The organism is Campylobacter sp. CNRCH_2014_2452 (assembly GCF_025772865.1).
Taxonomy (GTDB): domain Bacteria; phylum Campylobacterota; class Campylobacteria; order Campylobacterales; family Campylobacteraceae; genus Campylobacter_D; species Campylobacter_D lari_D.
On record NZ_JAKMSX010000009.1, the window covers coordinates 25,534 to 44,162 of the forward strand.

Below are 18,629 nucleotides of genomic sequence, written 5' to 3' on the forward strand. Positions count from 1 at the left end.
TTTTATTTTCTATCTGGCGAAACTTTTGCTTCAGGACTATCAGGATAAGCTGTCTTTAAAGCTTTGTAAAATTTATTAGCACTTTTTGGATCCCCAACTTTATCTAAGCTAATAGCCGTATGATAAAGTAATTTTGGCACATAATCACCCTTGGTGCTTATAGCAGAACTTTTTTTGTAAAATCCCAAAGCGCCTGCATAATCTTTTTGTTTATATCTTATCTCTCCAAGCCAAAAAGTAGATCTAGCAGGTTTATAATGGATACTAATTAAATGCTCAAATTTTTCTTTTGCATCATCAAATTGATTTTTATTGGTTTCATCAATAGCTTTTTTTAAAATTTCGCTAGATTGCAGTTTTTTCCAACTATCATCTTTCTCTTGAACAATTTCTTTTTCCAAAGTCGTATTTGTTTCTTTAATGACTTCTTGTGTTTTATTGCTTTCACTAGCAATAGGAACAACTTGAATATTATTTGTTTGATTTTGCACTCTAGCTATTTCCGATTGAAAAAAAGTTATGGTTTGGTTCATATCTTCTTTAGAAACATAATCATCATTAATTTTATTGATCAAAGTTGTTATTTCGCTCAATACTTTTTGAATTTCTTGGTGATTTTTTTCTTGAATTTGCCTATTTTCTTCTACATAAGCTCTTAAATTTTGAATTTCTTTTGTGATATTTGCATCAAAATTTTGATAGTTTTCTTCTAGTGAAAGTAATTTTGTATTTGCTTTAGAATATTGAGCATTTAAACCCTCGGTTACACTTTGTAAACCTTCTATATTTTCTACAGCAGTATTTATCTTACTAGTCAAATTAGTATAATATTCATTTAAAGCTTTTAAGCGTTCTTGATTTTCGTATTGTAATTTTTCATTTTGAGTTAAGCCATAAGGTGTTTTTGTATCTACTTTTCCTGCATCAAATGCTGAAATTTCAGCGTATAAAAAAGTAGCTCCTAAAAGAGCTACTGATAATAATTTGATTTTCATTTATTTAAAACTTATTTTGATAATTTAAATTCTGCACGACGATTTTGCGCATCACAAGCTTTTGTTCTTTCAGTACATACAGGATTAGTTTCTCCATAACTTTTTACGCTTATTCTATCTGCGCTAACACCTTGAGCTACTAAAGATTCTTTAACAGCTTTAGCTCTTTTTAAACCTAGAGCTTGATTATATTCATCAGTTCCCCATTCATCGCAGTTTCCTTCAACTACAATTGCAGCATTCGCGGCTTCTTTGTTGAAAATTTCAGCATTATCTGCAACAACTTTTTGCATATCTTTTCTAACATTAAATTTATCAAAATCAAAATACACATTTGCAATAGAATTTAAAGATTCAAGATTTTCAAATCTATCAGAACCACCACTACCTTTTGATCCATCTACACTACTTGAACTGCTTACACTAGTATTTTTTGTAGCACAACCACTTACAATAACAGCAAACGCAGTAATTGAAGCAAAAATGATTTTTTTCATTGCTTTTCCCCTTTTTTATTTAAAAATCATGTTTAATTATAACAAAAAAAATACAATTTTGATATTTTACCAATCAATTGATTGAATTTTACCTACCTTTAAACCATAATGAAAAGCCCTATTTGCATTAATTCTAATGACTCCTAAGGCACTTTGTGAACCTAAATATTTAATAAATACTACACTTTCTCCATCACTTGAAAATCTTGGAAAAAGATTTTTACCATTTGCAGTGAGTTGTCTTATATAATCACTCTGGGTTGACATTAAATAAAGATTAAAAACCCCACTTTGATTTACCTCCCTGCTAGAATAAACCATATAATGTTTATAGGTAGAAACTGAAGAATTATTTTTACCATGAAAAACTACTTGTTCTGTTAAATTAGAATCTAAATTTTGCATAAAAATATTTGGATAACCTAAACGATCTGATACAAATACGATTTTTTTATCATCATCTACAAAGTTGCCATTTACATCAATACCCGTATAATTTGTAATCTGTTTTAAATCTTTTGTATCTGTATCATACAAATACACATCTGGCTGATCTTTTGGCGCCATAGTAAGTAAAATTTTTTTACCATCATCGCTAACATCAGAAGCAACCATCATACCCTTACTAGCAATGATTTTTGTGATGTTTTTATTTTTCATATTATATTTATAAAGTGTTGGAATTTCATCTTCATAAGCAGTGAAATAAAATGCATCTTGTTCTTTATTTGCCCATTTGGGAAATAAATTTAAACCTTTTGATATTAATATCTTTTGATAAGTTAAAGTATAATCTGCTAACAAAATATCACTTTGCTTATTACCTTGAGTTCTAGCTATTAAAATTTTATGATCCATCCAATCAACCGGTGCAAAACCTAATTTTCTATTCATTTGAGCGACACTTCTATGTGCTAAAAATGGATATTCTTCAATGGAAAGAATTTGCTCATAAAATCTCGTTTTTGTTTCATTTGCAGCTAAAATTTCAACATCAATATCCAAAAGCTTACCATTTTTATTTAAAACATAAGAAAAAATATAATCACCTTGTTTTTCATCTTGAGTTAATTCAAAATTTGAACTCACTTTTATATCATTAACAAGCATATTATAAAAGCTTTTTTTAAGATCTAAATCATTCAATCTTGATTGATCTTTAATATAAATTTTAGGTAATTGCATACCTTTATTTACAACAGATATTGTCGCATCTTGCCCAAATAATACTGAACAAAAAAATAAAAACGCTAATATTTTTCTCATCACTTCTCCGTTTTAAACTCAATTATATCACTAAGTTTCATTTTAATTTTTCTTATTTTACCATTTGGAGGTAAAGTTATGTATTTTCCTTCTAAATTTTGTAAAAATTCTTTCGCCTTTTTATCAAAATTATCACTATGTGCGCTAGTGGTACTTAACAAATAAAAATATCCGTTATTATCAATTACAAATTCTACTTCTATACTTAAATTACCACTAGGATTGTATATTCTCCATCTATCTTCAAGATGTTTTCTAACAGCACCTAAAAATTGATCATAAACTCCTATTTTTTGTTCTATAACAGATTGTCCTAATTCTTGATTAATTTGTAGATTTTCATTTAATTGCTTAGAAAAATCATTGATTTTTTCTCTTTGAGTAAAAGTAGGTTTTTTCGATGGCATTGAAGATTGTACTTTTGTAGTTTTTTCTTCTTGATAGTCTTCTATTTTGCCAAATAACTCATTGAAAACACTAGCTTGTTGTTCTACATTTTGAGTATTAACATTTTTATTTGTAGTGTATTTTTGCAAAAGATTCTCTTCAAATAAACTTTGCAAATTTTCCTTTTGTAGCTCTTGTATCATATTTACTTGATTTTGATTTATACTATCTCCAAGTTCTATATTAATAAAACTATTAGGATCATTAGTATATTCAATAGCTTTTGGCTTATATTCGACTAACTTAAAAAATACTAAAAAAACAACAAAAAAATAAACTAAAATCGCATAAGTAAAAGCTTTAAAATTATATGTAGAATTTTCTTCCATTTTTTACTCAGTTTGCAAAGCAACTTTTTGAAAACCCAAATGCTTCATTGTTCTTAAAACACTCATTACATCATCATATTTTAAATTCTTATCCGCTCTAATGAAAACTGTTTCTTGAGTATTATATTGCATTTTTAATGCATTCATATTATCCGCAAAACTTAAAAAATTAAATTTATCTTTTCCTATAAAAATTTCTTTTTTTGCATTAATTGTTATAATTAAACTTTTGATATTTGGAGCACTTGAAGTTTTTTGTGAACCTTGAGGAAGTTGAACTTTTTCTTCATATGTAATACTTGGTGCTGTTACCATTAAAATAGCAAGCAATACAAGCATAATATCCACTAAAGGTGTAATATTTAGTTCGGGTTTTTCTTCTAAAAACATCAATTAAACCTTTGCTGAACTTACTAATACTTTTATCTCACTATCTAAAATATTAATTAGTTCATAAGCTTTGCGTTTGATAATCAAATGAAAACTATATGCGGGAATTGCCACTAAAATTCCACAACCTGTAGCTACCAAAGCTTCACTAATTTTTGGCGCAATAATACTCAAAGAATTTTGCATTTCTAAACCACCAAAAGTTTCAAGTATAGAAATAACTGTACCAAAAAGACCTATAAAAGGAGAGGTTGAAGCAATAATACTAAGCCAAGTTAATCCAATTGTGGCTTTTTTTTCAACAGAATTTTTATAAATATTCATCTTAGTTTCATCAATCTCAATACATTTTTTTAAAATTGATGCACTTTGGCTTAAATCCCTCTCTCCTCTCATCAAAGCTTCTAAAGCCTGACTTTCATCTTGCATCCATTTATTAATAAGCATTAATCTTGAAAATAAAATACTAAAACTAAGTATAAAATACACCGAAAGCCAAGCCAATACAATATAAGTAATTAAGCTTGTATTTTCAAAAAAATGAAAAATTGATTGAAAATCCACTATTTTTGCCTTACATTATTATCCATCTTAGCAAAAGTAGAAGCTAAAGCAACACTATCACTACTCATAGATTTGATTAAATCTTTTGCATCTGCTAATCTTTTTGCTATTTCACTATCACTATTTCCTCCAACCCACACAGCACCTTTTGCTAAAACACTTACTTTCGTTTCAGAAACTTTTGCATGACCTGAATCAATAGCAACTAACTCATGGGTAGAATCTGATTTTTCTATATCTATAATCCCTGCCCTTAAAGAAGAAATTAAAGATGCATGTCCTTTTAAAACACCAAATTCACCTTCACTTCCAGGAAGAACAATAGATTTTACATTATCATTGTAAATCATACCAAGAGGTGTTACCACCTCTATATGTATTAAATTATCCATTATTAAGCCTTAAGTTTTTCTGCTTTTTCAATAACTTCATCAATTCCACCTACCATATAGAAAGCATTTTCAGGTAAATGGTCATATTTCCCTTCTAAAATACCTTTAAAACCTGCTATTGTATCTTCTAAACTAATATATTTACCAGGACTTCCTGTAAATACTTCAGCAACGAAGAATGGTTGAGATAGGAATTTTTCAATTTTTCTTGCTCTTTCAACGATCAATTTATCTTCTTCACTCAATTCATCCATACCTAAAATAGCAATAATATCTTGCAAATCTTTGTATTTTTGAAGTACTGATTGTACTCCACGCGCTACTTTATAATGCTCTTCACCAATAATTTGTGGATCAAGCATTCTTGAAGTAGAATCAAGCGGATCAACAGCTGGATAAATACCTTTTTCAGCAATCGATCTATTTAAAACCGTAGTTGCATCCAAATGCGCAAAAACAGTTGCAGGAGCAGGGTCTGTTAAATCATCTGCTGGCACATAAACTGCTTGAACTGAAGTAATAGAACCTTTTTTAGTTGAAGTAATTCTTTCTTGGAATTTACCCATTTCGCTAGCTAAAGTTGGTTGATAGCCAACAGCTGAAGGAATTCTTCCTAAAAGTGCTGACATTTCAGAACCTGATTGTGAAAATCTAAAGATATTATCAATAAACATCAACACATCAAGTCCCATTTCATCTCTAAAATACTCAGCCATAGTAAGACCTGTTAAAGCAATACGATTTCTTGCTCCTGGTGGTTCATTCATTTGACCATAACATAATGCAACTTTATCTAAAACATTACTTTCTTTCATTTCATTGTAAAGATCATTACCCTCACGAGTTCTTTCACCAACACCTGCAAAAACAGAATAACCGCTATGCTTAAATGCAACATTGTGGATTAACTCCATAATAATAACGGTTTTACCAACGCCTGCACCACCAAAAAGTCCTACTTTACCACCTTTTGCATAAGGAGCTAACAAATCAACTACCTTAATACCTGTTTCAAAAATTTCACTTTTTGTACTTTGCTCTTCAAATGGAGGTGGATCTCTATGGATTGACCAATGCTTATCAAAATTGATCTCTTCACCCTCATCAATCAAATCACCTGTTACATTGAAAATTCTTCCAAGTACTTTTTCGCCCACTGGAACGCTAATTGGGTTTCCAGTCGCAACAGCCGTTAAACCCCTAACAAGACCATCAGTCATATCCATAGCGATAGTTCTTACTTTATTATCACCCAAATGCGCAGCTACTTCAAGCACTAGCTTGCATTCTTTTCCTTCTAATTCATAATTTACAATTATAGCTTCGTTAATTTGTGGAAGATATTCTTTAAATTCAACATCAACCACTGGTCCTAAAACTTGAGAAATAAAACCTTGCATCATCACTCCTAAATTTATTTCATTGACTCAACACCACTGATAATTTCTATCAATTCGGTGGTAATAGATTCTTGTCTTGCTTTATTATAAGCTAAATTGAGTTGTTTAACTCTAGCTTTTGCATTATTGGTTGCATTATCCATAGCTTGCATTCTTGCACTATGCTCAGCCGCCAAAGAATCAACTAAAGAAAAATACATATTATATTCAAAATAAGTTTTTAATAAATCATTTAAAATTTCTTCATCTTCAGGTTCTAAATCCATTAAAGATTGAGACTCTTGTTCTTCTTTGCTCGCAATAGCTTGCACTGGTAATAATTCATTAATACGAATTTCTTGTGAAATCATATTTTTATAGCCATTATGTACAATTACAACCTTATCTGTAACTTCATTTATAAAATCATCAACTGCATTTTTAATAATAGCACAAGCTTTTTCATAATCAGGGCTAGAGCTTGTGTCTAAATATTTTTCTAAAATTTCAATATTTTGAAAATTAAAATACTCAATACCTGTTTTACCAATAGCTCTTAATCTTACCTTGATTTTTTTTGCTTTACAATCTTCGAGCATTTCATTTACTGTTTTAATAGTTTTAATGTTAAAACCACCGCATAAACCTTTATCAGCAGTAATGAAAATAATATCCATTTTCTCAATATTGTCTTTTTTTCTAAAAAACGGAAGTTTATCATCAAGTCCTTCGTATTGATTAATCTTGAAAGCAATTTCAGATAAAACTTCATCAATTTTTTGAGCAAAAACTTTTGACTTTTTAGCTGCCTCTTCTGCCTTTCTTAATTTGGCAGTAGAGACAAGCTTCATAGCATTAGTTGTCTTTTGTGTATTATGAACACTTTTTATTTTTCTTTTAATTTCTTTTAAATTAGACATTTAAAAACCTTATATGTGGTTTGCTTTAAACTCACTCAATGCTTTAGCTAATTTTTCTTCTAAATCTTTATCTAAAGCCTTTTTGGTTCTAATTTGCTCAAAAATTTCTGGATATTTAGCTTCAATAAATGGATATAAAGCTGCTTCAAATTCTCCAATTTTAGAAACTGCAATATCATCTAAATATCCTTTAGTTCCTGCATAAATCATCACAACTTGATTCTCTGCTGAAAGCGGAGAATATGGAGGCTGCTTTAGAACTTCAACCATTCTTTGTCCACGCTCAAGTTGTTTTCTACTTGCTTCATCTAAATCACTTGCAAATTGCGCAAAAGCTTGCAATTCTCTATATTGAGCTAAGTCAAGTCTTAAGGTACCTGAAACTTGTTTTGTTGCTTTAATTTGTGCAGCACCACCAACACGAGATACAGATAAACCAACATTAATCGCAGGACGAATACCTGAGTTAAACAAATCTGTCTCTAAGAAAATTTGACCATCAGTAATTGAAATAACATTGGTTGGAATGTAAGCTGAAACATCCCCTGCTTGAGTTTCAATAATAGGTAATGCTGTTAAGCTTCCTGCACCAAGCTCATCACTTAATTTACTTGCTCTTTCAAGCAGTCTTGAATGTAAATAAAATACATCCCCTGGATAAGCTTCACGACCCGGAGGACGACGCAAAATCAAAGACATTTCACGATAAGCAACAGCATGCTTACTCAAATCATCATAAACAATCAACGCATGTCTTGAGTTATCTCTAAAATACTCACCCATAGTTACACCTGTATATGGAGCAAGATATTGCAATGCAGCAGGATCTGAAGCACCTGCATTTACTACTATACTATAATCCATTGCACCGTATTCTTCAAGCTTTTTAACTACTTGAGCCACTGTGCTTTGTTTTTGACCAATTGCCACATAAATACAAATAACATCTTTACCTTTTTGACTAATAATTGTATCTATTGCAACAGTAGTTTTACCCGTTTGTCTATCACCAATAATTAACTCTCTTTGTCCTCTACCAATTGGAACTAAAGCATCAATAGCTTTAATACCCGTATGTAATGGTTCATGAACACTTTTTCTAGCCATAATACCTTTTGCTTTTTCTTCCACAAAGCGATATTCACTTGTTTCAATCGCTCCCTTAGCATCAATTGGCTCACCTAAAGCATTTACAACACGGCCTATCAACGCATCACCAACTGGAACCTTTAGAAGTTTTTTTAATCTTTTTACAGAGCTTCCTTCTTTTAAGCCAAGTCCCTTTCCTAAAATAACAATACCAACACTTGATTCTTCAAGGTTAAGCACCATTCCCTTTTCGCCATTTTCAAATTCAACCATCTCACCGGCCATAGCATTTTTAAGACCATAAACCTTAGCAACACCATCAGCAACTGAAATAATCTTACCGGTTTCTTCTATTTCAAGATTAAAATCAAATTTTTCAATTCTTTCTTTTATAATAGAACTAATTTCATCTGCTTTAAATTTCATCAAGTCTCCTTAAATTGCTTTTAATATATATTCATTCATTTTAGCTTTTAAGCTTTGCATTGAAAATGAAATTTCATAACCAAGTCCATCTAAGCTAATTTTTACACTGTCATTATCACTTATTTTACTATCTAATCTAATCTTTGCGTTGAATTTAAGACTAAGTTTTTCTTCTAAATTTTTAATTTCTTCTTCACTTAATTTTTCTTTTGAATAAACTTGCCCTAAAAATTCATTTTCTTTTAATGCTTTTTGTTCACTCAATTCTTTAGTAATGCTTGGAATTAACATCTCTCTATTGTTGCCAACAACTAAGCTCATAAAATTTTTAAAAGCATCACTTGGATTATCTAATAAAGAAAGTATAAAATCTAATTTTTTTTCTTGTTTAAGCTCATAAGCATTTAAAATACTTACAAATTTATCAGAAGCAAAAGCTGAACTAAGTTGTAATAAATTTGAATAAAAATTTTCAAAATCTTTTCTTTCTAATATAGCTTTTGCATAGGTTTTTGCAATTACACTTTCCATCAAGACACCTTTTTCATCATGATATTTAAAATTTCTTTTTGCTGAAGCTGTAAACTTTGATCTTCAAAAATTTCTTCTAAAACCGCTTGCACAACTTCTTTTTCCATTCTTCTTATTTCATATTCTTTATGCTCTTCATAAGTTTTTTCTAAAGCCTTAATCTCCATTTTTGTTTCAGCTTCTATTTTATCTGTAATGATTTCTGCTTCTTTTTTTGCAAGAGCAACTGCATTAATTGCTTCTTGTTTAGCTAAATCTAGTTTTTTCATCATTTCTAATTTATGATTTTTGCTTGCAATAAGTTTTTCTTGTATTTCATTCATCCTAGAGGCAATTTTTGCAATTCTTCCGTGGTAAAAATTTTTTAAAGGTGTTGCTATAAAATAATATAAAATAGCAGCAAACAAAACAAAATTAACTGCTCTTGGGATAATATCATACTCGCCACTTCCATTACCTGCTGCAAAAGCATAAAAAGGAAGCACCGATAATAATGTAATTTTTTTCAACATTTATCTTCCTTAAATTTTACTCAAGCTATCTTTAAAGCTTTGCTTAAATTCTGGCATTTTTAACCGCATCTCTTCTTTTAATTCTTTTTCTTTTTCTCTTAGACTTTTTAGAAAAACATGCATTTGTTCTTCTAATTCTTTTTTCTTTATTGATAATTCTTTTTCTTGTTTTATTTTAGCTTCTTCTACTGCTTTTGCTTTGATTTGATTAATCTCATCTCTTGTTTGTATATGAATTTTTTCCAACTCATTTTCTACATTTGAAACATCATCAGAATTTTTTTTCATTTTTTCTTCGTCATTTTTAATGGTCAAATCTCTAGAATCCATAAATTTAATCAAAGGTTTATAGAGTATAGAATTTAAAATTGCTATCATGAGCAAAAAAATGACACCAGTAGCTATCATGATGGAAAAATGTACATCATTAAACATTAATACTCCTAAATAAATCTAAATAAAACGCGCAATTATACCAAAATATACCTAAAAGCATATTTAATCTAGTATTTTTAAAAATTTTAAAATCTCATTTTCGTCAGAAAAATTAACAATAATTTTTAAATCTTTCACCACTGTCTTAAATCCAAAAGATTCTATTTTTTCTTTTAAATTTAATATAGATTGATTTTGCTTATTTAAATTTGTATTTTTTTCTAAATTATTTGAATTTTTAAAATTTTTAATCAGTTTTTCTGTATCTCTTACATTAAGTTTTTGACCTATGATAGTATCAACTATCATTTTTTCTTCTTCTTTTTCAAGTCCTACTAAAACTTTTGCATGACCTTGTGAAATTTTACCTTCTATAATGAAATTTTGCGTTTGCTCATTTAAATTTAAAAGTCTTAAGGTATTAGCAATTTGTGGTCTTGACTTGTGAATAAGATCTGCTAATTTTTCTTGAGTTATGTCATGAATTTCCAATAATTCTTTATAAGAATGTGCCAATTCTATAGGATTTAAATTTTCCCTTTGGATATTTTCAATCAAAGCAAGCTCGCGTAATTTTATATCATCCACATTTAAAACTACGGCTTTAATCTGTTCTTTTTCTAAAAGCTTACATGCTCTAAATCTTCTCTCGCCAGCTATTATAATATAATCAAATTCATCTTTTTTAAAAACTACAATAGGCTGAATTAAACCATATTCTTTAATAGACCCCGCAAGCTCTTCTAAAGCTTGTGTATCAAAATTTTTCCTTGGCTGATAAGGATTTGGACTAATTAAATCTATATCAATTTCTTCTATTTTGCCTTCTTTTGATCCTAATTCTTTTTCATAAACCTCATCAATATCAGCCAAAATACTACTTAAACCTCTTCCTAATGCACTTTTTTTTGCCATTTTTTATCCTAATATAGAATGTGCTAAATTTTGATATGCTACTGAACCTGGGGATTTTATATCATAAAGTATAATAGGTTTTCCATAACTTGGACTTTCAGCAAGTTTTACATTTCTTGGTATGATGATAAAATCATCTTCATTATCACCTGTTCTAAATAGCTTTTGCTTGAAATTTTGCTTTAAATCCTCCACAGTATCTTTTGAAAGATTATTTTGTGAACTATACATAGTTGGTAAAAAACCTTTTATTTTTAACTTTGGATTGATAGTTTTTTTCACAAATTTTATGGTGTTTAAAACCATCGCAACACCCTCAAGCGCATAAAATTCACATTGTATAGGGATAATAACACTATCACTTGCTGCAAAAGCATTTACCGTAATACTTCCAAGTGCAGGAGGTGAGTCTATGATAATAAAATCATAATCTTTAGCAATTTCTTTGATTTTTTCTCTTAAAATCGTTCTATATTCTCCGCTTTCTTTTACTACTTCTTGTTCAATTCCAACCAAAGAAATATTTGATGGAGCTAAGTATAATTGTGGAAGTTCAGTTTTTAAAATGATTTCAGAAAGTTTTTTCCTGCCTATAAAAACATGGTAAATATTATACTCATAATTACTTCTATTAAAACCAAGCCCTGTTGTAGCATTAGCTTGTGGATCAATATCTATCAAAAGAACCTTTTTTTCAGCTACTGCTAAAGAAGCCGCTAGATTAATAGCGGTAGTAGTTTTACCTACCCCACCTTTTTGATTTGCAATAGTTATTATCTCACTCATCTTAAACTATATATCCTTTTATTATCTAACAATATAGAACCATCTTTATACAACAAAGCATCTTTTAAAGATAAAATCTTACCTTCATTATGTATAAAAAAATTTCTTGATTTTTCAAATTCTAGCATATACTTGCTAAAAATATTCTTCCATAAAATTTTCTCATCTACATAAGAAAAATACTCATTTAAAAGTTTTGCTATATCTACTTCTATGTCTAAAATTTCAGCATTAAATGGAGCATATTTAAGATTAATCCCTATTCCTACAACCAAAAAATCATTGATTTTAGAACTCATCAATCCGCCTATTTTTTTATCTTCTATATAAAAATCATTGGGCCATTTAATCCATACTTTCGAATTTTTTCTTTGCAATACTTCTTTCATTAAAAATGCAAAATATATACTAGCAGAAGCCAAAGGAAGATCTTGTGCTAATTCTTGAGTTTTTATGCAAAAAGATACATGTAAATTTCCTTGCTTACTTTGCCAAGTATTGTCCCTACTACCTATACCAGCACTTTGAATAAAAGCACAAATGGCTGTATTGTTAGTAATTTCTCCACTACGAATTTTATCACTTAAATAAATTTGAGTTGATTCAAGCTCATCAAAATAAACTATCTCCAAGTTTTAACCTTTTTCCATTTAAATAAGTCTTAGCGTCTAAAGCCTTTTTTCCACTTTCTTGTAAATTTTTAATCCTTAAAACACCTTTTTTACATGAAAGCAAAAAGCCTTCCTTTTCTATTTGTAAAATCACGCCTGATTTTTGAGTTTTTTCACTATCGACTAATTCTATATCTAAAAATTTCAAACCATTTTCTAAAAAAATTCCAGGCCAAGGTGTAAAAGCTAAAAATTTTTGATAAATTTCATTTGCATTATTTAAAGCAATCAAGCCATCTTCTTTTTTGATTTTTTTACAATGTGTAACTAAATTTTCATCTTGTTTTTTTGGGATAATTTTTTCAAAATTTAAAAGTGTAGAAACAGTAAGTTTAGCAGCTAAATTTGAAAGCATAATAAACACTTCAGCTGAATTTCTACCTTCTATATCACATTCTATACTTTCTAAGATTGCACCACTATCAAGTCCTTCTTCCATAAGCATAGTACAAACCCCGCTTATTTTATCCCCATTTAAAATAGCACTTTGTATAGGCGAAGCCCCGCGATATTTAGGAAGTAAGGAAGCGTGCAAATTGATACAAGGAGCAATATCTAAAATTTCTTTTGGCAAAATCTTCCCATAAGCAGCAACAACTATAAAATCAGGTTTTAAGCTTTTTATTCTATTGGTTATGTTTTCATCTTTTAAGCTTTTTGGAGTGAAAATTTCTATATTTAAATTATTTTCTAAAATAAATTTTTTAGTATCACTTGGGGTTAAAATTTGTTTTCTACCCACAGGTTTATCAGGTTGGGTAAATAAAGCTTTGACATTAAACCCTTTATCAACAAGCTCTTTTAAAATACAAGTTGCATAAGATGGAGTTCCCATAAAAATGATATTTTTCATAATGCCACTATCCTTTTTTTATAAGTTTTTATAGCTTTTTGATATGAAAGCTCAAGATAATCTTTAAAAATTTCAAAATTTTTTCTAGAAGGGTTGTTGATGCAAATATACCCCATATAAGCATAAATTGGATGAGGCATGATAAAATCAAGCATAGAAAAATCATAATTTAAACTAACAACCTCACCCTTTAAAGCTTTTTTAGGTTTTTTACCAAAAAGATTTTGGTAATCTTGATCACAAAGAGAGTAACTTAGACGAAATACACCTTCTCTATTTAAATTCGAAGCTTTATCATTTATGCCATCATTTTCTTTAATAGTGCAAAAATAAACTCCGTTTTTTAAAACCTTATCGGGATTATAAAAAAAGCTATGTTCTTTATAAGTAAATTTATATACCAAGCCTTTAAAATTAGACTTGATATATTCTTGAATAAAATCTATAGTTAAATTTTTACTCATCAAAGATTATTTTGACTTCTAATTTTTTTAACTTCTTCTAAAAGCATAAATTTAAGCTCTTTAAGTCCAGTTTTTTCAAGGCTTGAAACCTTGATGAAAAAACTTTGCGGATTATTTTGACTTTGTAAATAAACTTTTAACTTATTATAATCATCTTCTATTTTTTGTGCAAATTCTTCGCCTAAATTTACACTATCACTTTTTGAAAGCATTAAGCCAAAATTTCTTGCATAAAGCTTGCTTGAAAATTTTTCCAATTCTTTTCTTAAAATACAAAATTGCTCTTTTAAGCTCATATCTCTTAACGGATCAAGCACAAAAAGCAAAAAAGAAGTTCTTTCTATGTGTCTTAAAAACTCAAGTCCCAAACCCCTACCATCGCTTGCACCTTCTATAATACCTGGGATATCTGCCATTACAAAAGAATTATAATCATCTACTTCAACCATACCAAGTTTTGGAGTTAAAGTAGTAAATTCATAATTAGCTATTTCAGGTCTTGCATTAGATACTACACTTATAAGAGTGGATTTTCCTACATTTGGAAAGCCCACAAGCCCAACATCTGCTATGAGTTTTAATTCTAAGCGCACACTTAAAGTTTTTCCTGCCACACCTGGTTGGGCATAATCTGGGCGTTGATTAGTAGAGTTTTTAAAATGGGTATTGCCAAGACCACCTTTACCGCCTTTTAAAAATAATTCTTTTTGGCCTTCTACTAGCATATCAAGTAAAACTTCCCCACTTTGTGCGTCAATTACTTGAGTGCCTTGAGGAACGATTAATTCTAAGCTCTCCCCTCTTTTGCCGTTTTTATTACGACCTAAGCCTGGCTGGCCATTTTGTGCTTTAAGTTCTTTTTTACCTTTAAAGTGCGCTAGCGTATGGGTATTATTATCACATATAAAATATACATCGCCGCCATTTCCACCATCGCCACCATCAGGCCCACCGAGTGGAACATGTTTTTCACGGCGAAAACTCACAGCACCTTTGCCACCATTACCTGAACTTAAAACTAATTTCACATTATCTATAAACATACAATCACCAAAGTATAAATTTTTAAAATGATATTATATTTTTTTTAATATATTAAGATTAAAAAGAAGAAAAAGGCTACAAAGTAGCCTTAAAATTATGCAGGATAAACAGAAACTTTTTTTCTATTTTTATCTTTTCTTTCGAATTTTACGAAACCATCAATTAAAGCAAAAATTGTATGATCTTTTCCTATGCCTACATTATTACCCGCATGAGTTGCTGTTCCTCTTTGGCGGATGATGATGTTGCCAGCGCGAACAAATTCTCCACCAAATTTTTTAACACCTAGACGACGACCTATAGAATCACGATTATTCTGAGTTGAACCTTGACCTTTCTTGTGTGCCATTCTTTACTCCTTAAGCTTTAATATCTACTACTCTAACGCGAGTAAATTGTCTTCTAAAACCGCGTTTTAATTTTGAGTCTTTTCTGCGTCTTTTTTTATAAATCACAACTTTTTTGTCTTTTCCATGAGCAATCACTTCTAAAACAACTTTTGCACCCGCAACAAACGGCGCACCTACCTTTAATTCTTTATCGCATATAGCAAGAACTTCACTTACTTCTATGCTTGATTTTGCTTCAGCTTCAAAACGATCTAGTTTAAGCTCATCACCTTGGCTTACTCTGTATTGTTTTCCACTGTGTTTTATAATAGCATACATACAGCTATCCTTTCTTAAAATATTTTGGTAGCACCATAAAGCATTATGCATAAACATAAATTTAGAAAGCTTTAATGGCTAAAAGCAGTAATTATATCTTGATTTTATATAAAGTAAGCTTAAGACGCAAAAAAGCGTCTTAAGATTTAAATTAAAGCTCTGGTTTTGGAGTTTTTTCAGTTGCTTTTGGAAGTTGAGGGTAAGTAATGCTTGGTTTTTTACCTGTTAGGGCATGTAAGAAAGTTTCTATAGAAGCTGCTTCTTTATCAGAAATTTCTATGCCAAGTTGCACACTGCCCATTTCTTTGATTGCTTCTTGTAAAGACCAAATAGCACCATTGTGAAAATACGGAGCAGTTTCAGCAATATTTCTTAAGGTTGGAGTTTTAACTAAGCCATTTGCATCACCTTTAAAATCTCCTACATTTGCAAATTTATATTTAGCTGCTACTTGGAAAGCCTGCATACTACCACCTAAATTTACTCCTGTATGACAAGCTGTACAGCCTTTATCGATGAAAGTTTTCAAACCTTCTTTTTCTTTTTTATTTAATGCTTTTGTATCACCTTCTAAGAATTTATCAAATTTAGATGGAGTTAAAAGTGTTCTTTCAAATGTAGCAATAGCATCTGCAATATTATCAAAAGTTACTCCACTGCTACCATAAACTTTTTTAAATTCTTTTACATATTCTGGCATAGAAGCTATTTTTTCTACTGCTAATTTGGCAGGAGTTGCCATTTCAGGTTCTGCTTCAATTGGTCCTTTTGCTTGGTCTGCTAAAGTTCCTGCTCTACCATCCCAAAATTGAGTTGAATTTAAAACTGAGTTATAAACTGTTGGCGAATTTAAATGATGAGGATTAGCTGTCCATTTATGTCCTACAGCAGCCGCTATACCATCAGTACCACCCATACCTAAATTATGACAGGTATTACAAGAAATCAAACCACTTTTAGAAAGTCTTGGCTCAAAATACAGCTTTTTACCAAGGTTAGCTTTCTCTTTAGAGAATTTACTAGCTTTAATACCCATTTCTTTTAATAGTTTTTCAACACCTGTCTGATCTTTTGGTAAAGGCGCCAAACCTGCAGCTTTTGCTTCATCAAGCAAAGCTTTATCGTTAGCAAAAGCAGTTGATGCAACTAATAATGATGCAACTAATAATGAAATTTTTTTCATTATCTACTCCTAAATAAGATAAAATAAAGCCTATTTAAAATAAACTTATTGAAAATATATCTATAATTTTCTTTAAATAATATAAAAAATTTATATTTAACAATAAAAATTATTATAGGATAAAATATCTCTTAAATATTTATTTCAGGGTTTTTTGCTATTATTACAGAGTTTTACAAAAATCTTAGGGAAAAGTAAATGGAAAATTTAATAATCTATCTTTTAGCTTATCTCATAGGCGCTATACCATTTGGGCTTTTACTAGCTCAAATCTTTGCTAAAACAAACATTAAAAATATGGGTAGTAAAAGTATAGGCGCTACAAATGTTTTAAGGGTAGTAAAAGAAAGCGATCCTAAACTAGCTAAAATACTTGCTATTGCAACCGCTATTTTAGACGCATTAAAAGGAATCATACCTATATTAGTGGCAAAATTTATGGGCTATGATGAAAATATCTTATGGACTATGGCTGTTTTAGCAGTATTTGGGCACTGCTTTTCTCCTTATTTAAAATTTGAAGGTGGTAAAGGAGTGGCTACAGGGGCTGGGGTTTTAGCAGTATTTTTACCTTTTGAAATAATATCTGCGGTTTTAGCTTGGTTTATCATAGGAAAGGTATTTAAAATTTCAAGCTTAGCTTCATTAGGAGCTTTAATTGTTTTAATAGCTACTTCATTTATTTTTCATTATGACATGCCTGTGATCAACACCCATGCGCCAATTTTTGTTATTGCATTTATAGTAATTTATAAACATATACCAAATATTTTAAGGCTTATTGGAAAACAAGAATGCAAAGTCATATAAAAGTCAGTTTAGAATTTAAATGTATTATAGGGCTTTTGGATTTTGAAAGAATTCAAGAACAAAAAGTTATTATAGAACTAGAAGCTAAAAGTAAAAAATTTTTAGATTATGCAAAACTTTGTATTAGAATAGAAAAAATTTATAAAAAGAAAAAATTTAAAACTATAGAAAAATCTTTAAAATACATATGCAAGGATATTAAAAAACATAATAAAAAGCTTAAATTTATAAATATCACTTGTTACAAACCTGATATTATCAAAAATGCATGCGTTGGAGCTAGTCTGAGTAAAAAATATTAAAATTTTTTTAAAGAATTTTGAACATTTGCTTAATTTGTGTTATACTTTTGCACTAAAACTATCTTCAAAGGAATAAAATGCGTATTTTGGTTGTAGAAGATGAAGCATCACTTAATAAAACTCTATCAAATACCTTAAATGAGTTTGGCTATCAAAGTGATACTTCAGAAAATTTTAAAGACGCTGAGTATTTTATAGGTATTAGACACTATGATTTAGTATTATCAAATTGGACTATTGGCAATAATGACGCAAGTGATTTAATTAATGCCATTAAGCAAAAATCTCCAAGAACTGCTATAGTTACAATATGCGCAAAAGCAGATAAAGAAAATGAAATCAAAGCTTTGAAAGCTGGAGCAGATGATTATATAAAAAAACCTTTAGATTTTGAAATTTTAATGGCAAGAATTGAAGCTAGACTTAGATTTGGCGGAACAAATGTGATCAAAATCGATGATTTAGTGATTGATCCTGATGAAGAAAAAATCACTTATCAAGGAAAAGATATAGAATTAAAAGGAAAACCTTTTGAAGTTTTAACTCATTTAGCTAGACATTCAGATCAGATTGTGTCAAAAGAACAACTTTTAGATGCTATTTGGGAAGAACCTGAACTTGTAACTCCAAATGTTATAGAGGTTGCAATCAATCAAATAAGACAAAAAATGGATAAACCGCTTAACATCTCTACCATAGAAACCGTGCGTCGTAGAGGGTATCGTTTTTGTTTTCCTAAAAAAACTAACTAAAATTTTAGA

25 protein-coding genes are annotated in these 18,629 nt (G+C 29.7%); 3 read left to right on the top strand and 22 right to left on the bottom strand.

Going from position 1 to position 18,629, the window contains the following annotated elements; genetic code table 11:
- Positions 1-2: 2 nt before the first annotated feature.
- The 22 genes from L8X38_RS06940 to L8X38_RS07045 all read right to left on the bottom strand — a co-directional run bounded on the left by L8X38_RS06940 (position 3) and on the right by L8X38_RS07045 (position 16,756).
- Positions 3-995: a tetratricopeptide repeat protein gene (locus tag L8X38_RS06940; protein ID WP_133319659.1), complete on the bottom strand. Its 993-nt coding sequence runs from the start codon at positions 993-995 to the stop codon at positions 3-5.
- Positions 996-1,006: 11 nt separating this feature from the next.
- Positions 1,007-1,492, bottom strand: coding sequence for a peptidoglycan-associated lipoprotein Pal (gene pal, locus L8X38_RS06945; RefSeq protein ID WP_133319660.1), 486 nt, complete (start codon positions 1,490-1,492; stop codon positions 1,007-1,009).
- A gap of 66 nt (positions 1,493-1,558) precedes the next feature.
- Positions 1,559-2,758 (bottom strand): Tol-Pal system protein TolB, encoded by a 1,200-nt coding sequence (gene tolB / locus L8X38_RS06950; protein WP_133319661.1) that lies wholly within the window; start codon positions 2,756-2,758, stop codon positions 1,559-1,561.
- Positions 2,758-3,534 (bottom strand): TonB C-terminal domain-containing protein, encoded by a 777-nt coding sequence (locus tag L8X38_RS06955; protein ID WP_133319662.1) that lies wholly within the window; start codon positions 3,532-3,534, stop codon positions 2,758-2,760. The genes tolB and L8X38_RS06955 overlap by 1 nt, the downstream gene beginning before the upstream one ends.
- Positions 3,535-3,537: 3 nt before the next feature.
- Positions 3,538-3,927, bottom strand: coding sequence for an ExbD/TolR family protein (locus tag L8X38_RS06960; RefSeq protein ID WP_263661644.1), 390 nt, complete (start codon positions 3,925-3,927; stop codon positions 3,538-3,540).
- The gene (locus tag L8X38_RS06965; protein ID WP_220566504.1) at positions 3,928-4,488 is read right to left on the bottom strand and encodes a MotA/TolQ/ExbB proton channel family protein; all 561 of its coding nucleotides are present in this window, start codon (positions 4,486-4,488) and stop codon (positions 3,928-3,930) included. It lies immediately after the preceding gene.
- Positions 4,488-4,880 carry an ATP synthase F1 subunit epsilon gene (gene atpC / locus L8X38_RS06970; RefSeq protein WP_133319665.1) on the bottom strand — a complete coding sequence of 131 codons (393 nt, stop codon included), beginning with the start codon at positions 4,878-4,880 and terminating at the stop codon, positions 4,488-4,490. The genes L8X38_RS06965 and atpC overlap by 1 nt, the downstream gene beginning before the upstream one ends.
- A gap of 2 nt (positions 4,881-4,882) precedes the next feature.
- Positions 4,883-6,280 (bottom strand): F0F1 ATP synthase subunit beta, encoded by a 1,398-nt coding sequence (gene atpD, locus L8X38_RS06975; protein ID WP_133319666.1) that lies wholly within the window; start codon positions 6,278-6,280, stop codon positions 4,883-4,885.
- Positions 6,281-6,294: 14 nt separating this feature from the next.
- Positions 6,295-7,179, bottom strand: coding sequence for an ATP synthase F1 subunit gamma (gene atpG, locus L8X38_RS06980; protein WP_263661645.1), 885 nt, complete (start codon positions 7,177-7,179; stop codon positions 6,295-6,297).
- Positions 7,180-7,188: 9 nt separating this feature from the next.
- Entirely contained in the window at positions 7,189-8,694 is a 1,506-nt protein-coding gene (atpA, locus tag L8X38_RS06985) for a F0F1 ATP synthase subunit alpha (RefSeq protein ID WP_133319668.1), read from the bottom strand.
- 9 nt (positions 8,695-8,703) lie between these two features.
- Positions 8,704-9,225 carry a F0F1 ATP synthase subunit delta gene (locus L8X38_RS06990; protein ID WP_133319669.1) on the bottom strand — a complete coding sequence of 174 codons (522 nt, stop codon included), beginning with the start codon at positions 9,223-9,225 and terminating at the stop codon, positions 8,704-8,706.
- Positions 9,225-9,737 (bottom strand): F0F1 ATP synthase subunit B, encoded by a 513-nt coding sequence (locus L8X38_RS06995; RefSeq protein WP_133319670.1) that lies wholly within the window; start codon positions 9,735-9,737, stop codon positions 9,225-9,227. The genes L8X38_RS06990 and L8X38_RS06995 overlap by 1 nt, the downstream gene beginning before the upstream one ends.
- A gap of 9 nt (positions 9,738-9,746) precedes the next feature.
- Positions 9,747-10,172, bottom strand: a complete 426-nt coding sequence (locus tag L8X38_RS07000; protein ID WP_133319671.1) for a FoF1 ATP synthase subunit B' — start codon at positions 10,170-10,172, stop codon at positions 9,747-9,749.
- A gap of 63 nt (positions 10,173-10,235) precedes the next feature.
- Positions 10,236-11,087, bottom strand: a complete 852-nt coding sequence (locus tag L8X38_RS07005) for a ParB/RepB/Spo0J family partition protein (RefSeq protein ID WP_263659714.1) — start codon at positions 11,085-11,087, stop codon at positions 10,236-10,238.
- Between the two features lie 3 nt (positions 11,088-11,090).
- The gene (locus L8X38_RS07010) at positions 11,091-11,873 is read right to left on the bottom strand and encodes a ParA family protein (RefSeq protein WP_012660935.1); all 783 of its coding nucleotides are present in this window, start codon (positions 11,871-11,873) and stop codon (positions 11,091-11,093) included.
- Positions 11,870-12,505, bottom strand: a complete 636-nt coding sequence (locus L8X38_RS07015) for a biotin--[acetyl-CoA-carboxylase] ligase (RefSeq protein ID WP_220566507.1) — start codon at positions 12,503-12,505, stop codon at positions 11,870-11,872. Before L8X38_RS07015 ends, L8X38_RS07010 begins: the two co-directional genes overlap by 4 nt.
- A complete protein-coding gene (gene fmt, locus L8X38_RS07020; RefSeq protein WP_220566508.1) occupies positions 12,486-13,397 on the bottom strand; it encodes a methionyl-tRNA formyltransferase in 912 nt (303 codons plus the stop codon). The genes L8X38_RS07015 and fmt overlap by 20 nt, the downstream gene beginning before the upstream one ends.
- The gene (locus L8X38_RS07025) at positions 13,394-13,861 is read right to left on the bottom strand and encodes a DUF6194 family protein (protein WP_220566509.1); all 468 of its coding nucleotides are present in this window, start codon (positions 13,859-13,861) and stop codon (positions 13,394-13,396) included. The genes fmt and L8X38_RS07025 overlap by 4 nt, the downstream gene beginning before the upstream one ends.
- Positions 13,861-14,904 (bottom strand): GTPase ObgE, encoded by a 1,044-nt coding sequence (gene obgE, locus L8X38_RS07030; protein ID WP_220566510.1) that lies wholly within the window; start codon positions 14,902-14,904, stop codon positions 13,861-13,863. The genes L8X38_RS07025 and obgE overlap by 1 nt, the downstream gene beginning before the upstream one ends.
- Positions 14,905-14,999: 95 nt before the next feature.
- Entirely contained in the window at positions 15,000-15,254 is a 255-nt protein-coding gene (gene rpmA, locus L8X38_RS07035) for a 50S ribosomal protein L27 (RefSeq protein ID WP_039649045.1), read from the bottom strand.
- 10 nt (positions 15,255-15,264) lie between these two features.
- The gene (gene rplU / locus L8X38_RS07040; protein WP_263659711.1) at positions 15,265-15,573 is read right to left on the bottom strand and encodes a 50S ribosomal protein L21; all 309 of its coding nucleotides are present in this window, start codon (positions 15,571-15,573) and stop codon (positions 15,265-15,267) included.
- A 151-nt stretch (positions 15,574-15,724) separates the two neighbouring features.
- Positions 15,725-16,756: a cytochrome-c peroxidase gene (locus L8X38_RS07045; protein ID WP_263661646.1), complete on the bottom strand. Its 1,032-nt coding sequence runs from the start codon at positions 16,754-16,756 to the stop codon at positions 15,725-15,727.
- 198 nt (positions 16,757-16,954) lie between these two features.
- Here L8X38_RS07045 and plsY point away from each other — a divergent pair, with 198 nt between their 5' ends.
- The 3 genes from plsY to hsrA all read left to right on the top strand — a co-directional run bounded on the left by plsY (position 16,955) and on the right by hsrA (position 18,620).
- A complete protein-coding gene (plsY, locus tag L8X38_RS07050; RefSeq protein WP_263659709.1) occupies positions 16,955-17,566 on the top strand; it encodes a glycerol-3-phosphate 1-O-acyltransferase PlsY in 612 nt (203 codons plus the stop codon).
- Positions 17,551-17,868 (top strand): dihydroneopterin aldolase, encoded by a 318-nt coding sequence (locus tag L8X38_RS07055; protein WP_133319680.1) that lies wholly within the window; start codon positions 17,551-17,553, stop codon positions 17,866-17,868. The genes plsY and L8X38_RS07055 overlap by 16 nt, the downstream gene beginning before the upstream one ends.
- 77 nt (positions 17,869-17,945) lie before the next feature.
- Positions 17,946-18,620, top strand: a complete 675-nt coding sequence (gene hsrA, locus L8X38_RS07060) for a homeostatic response regulator transcription factor HsrA (RefSeq protein WP_133319681.1) — start codon at positions 17,946-17,948, stop codon at positions 18,618-18,620.
- The last annotated feature ends 9 nt before the right edge of the window (positions 18,621-18,629 follow it).

Bases quoted from the DNA above. Each gene is read 5' to 3' on its own strand.
- L8X38_RS06955 (WP_133319662.1), bottom strand. From the start codon at position 3,534: ATGGAAGAAAATTCTACATATAATTTTAAAGCTTTTACTTATGCGATT.
- rpmA (WP_039649045.1), bottom strand. From the start codon at position 15,254: ATGGCACACAAGAAAGGTCAAGGTTCAACTCAGAATAATCGTGATTCT.
- L8X38_RS07025 (WP_220566509.1), bottom strand. From the start codon at position 13,861: ATGAGTAAAAATTTAACTATAGATTTTATTCAAGAATATATCAAGTCT.
- L8X38_RS06940 (WP_133319659.1), bottom strand. From the start codon at position 995: ATGAAAATCAAATTATTATCAGTAGCTCTTTTAGGAGCTACTTTTTTA.
- hsrA (WP_133319681.1), top strand. From the start codon at position 17,946: ATGCGTATTTTGGTTGTAGAAGATGAAGCATCACTTAATAAAACTCTA.
- plsY (WP_263659709.1), top strand. From the start codon at position 16,955: ATGGAAAATTTAATAATCTATCTTTTAGCTTATCTCATAGGCGCTATA.
- obgE (WP_220566510.1), bottom strand. From the start codon at position 14,904: ATGTTTATAGATAATGTGAAATTAGTTTTAAGTTCAGGTAATGGTGGC.
- fmt (WP_220566508.1), bottom strand. From the start codon at position 13,397: ATGAAAAATATCATTTTTATGGGAACTCCATCTTATGCAACTTGTATT.
- atpA (WP_133319668.1), bottom strand. From the start codon at position 8,694: ATGAAATTTAAAGCAGATGAAATTAGTTCTATTATAAAAGAAAGAATT.
- atpC (WP_133319665.1), bottom strand. From the start codon at position 4,880: ATGGATAATTTAATACATATAGAGGTGGTAACACCTCTTGGTATGATT.
- pal (WP_133319660.1), bottom strand. From the start codon at position 1,492: ATGAAAAAAATCATTTTTGCTTCAATTACTGCGTTTGCTGTTATTGTA.
- L8X38_RS07010 (WP_012660935.1), bottom strand. From the start codon at position 11,873: ATGAGTGAGATAATAACTATTGCAAATCAAAAAGGTGGGGTAGGTAAA.
- atpD (WP_133319666.1), bottom strand. From the start codon at position 6,280: ATGCAAGGTTTTATTTCTCAAGTTTTAGGACCAGTGGTTGATGTTGAA.
- rplU (WP_263659711.1), bottom strand. From the start codon at position 15,573: ATGTATGCTATTATAAAACACAGTGGAAAACAATACAGAGTAAGCCAA.
- L8X38_RS07045 (WP_263661646.1), bottom strand. From the start codon at position 16,756: ATGAAAAAAATTTCATTATTAGTTGCATCATTATTAGTTGCATCAACT.
- L8X38_RS07000 (WP_133319671.1), bottom strand. From the start codon at position 10,172: ATGTTTAATGATGTACATTTTTCCATCATGATAGCTACTGGTGTCATT.
- atpG (WP_263661645.1), bottom strand. From the start codon at position 7,179: ATGTCTAATTTAAAAGAAATTAAAAGAAAAATAAAAAGTGTTCATAAT.
- L8X38_RS06995 (WP_133319670.1), bottom strand. From the start codon at position 9,737: ATGTTGAAAAAAATTACATTATTATCGGTGCTTCCTTTTTATGCTTTT.
- tolB (WP_133319661.1), bottom strand. From the start codon at position 2,758: ATGAGAAAAATATTAGCGTTTTTATTTTTTTGTTCAGTATTATTTGGG.
- L8X38_RS07005 (WP_263659714.1), bottom strand. From the start codon at position 11,087: ATGGCAAAAAAAAGTGCATTAGGAAGAGGTTTAAGTAGTATTTTGGCT.
- L8X38_RS07055 (WP_133319680.1), top strand. From the start codon at position 17,551: ATGCAAAGTCATATAAAAGTCAGTTTAGAATTTAAATGTATTATAGGG.
- L8X38_RS06990 (WP_133319669.1), bottom strand. From the start codon at position 9,225: ATGGAAAGTGTAATTGCAAAAACCTATGCAAAAGCTATATTAGAAAGA.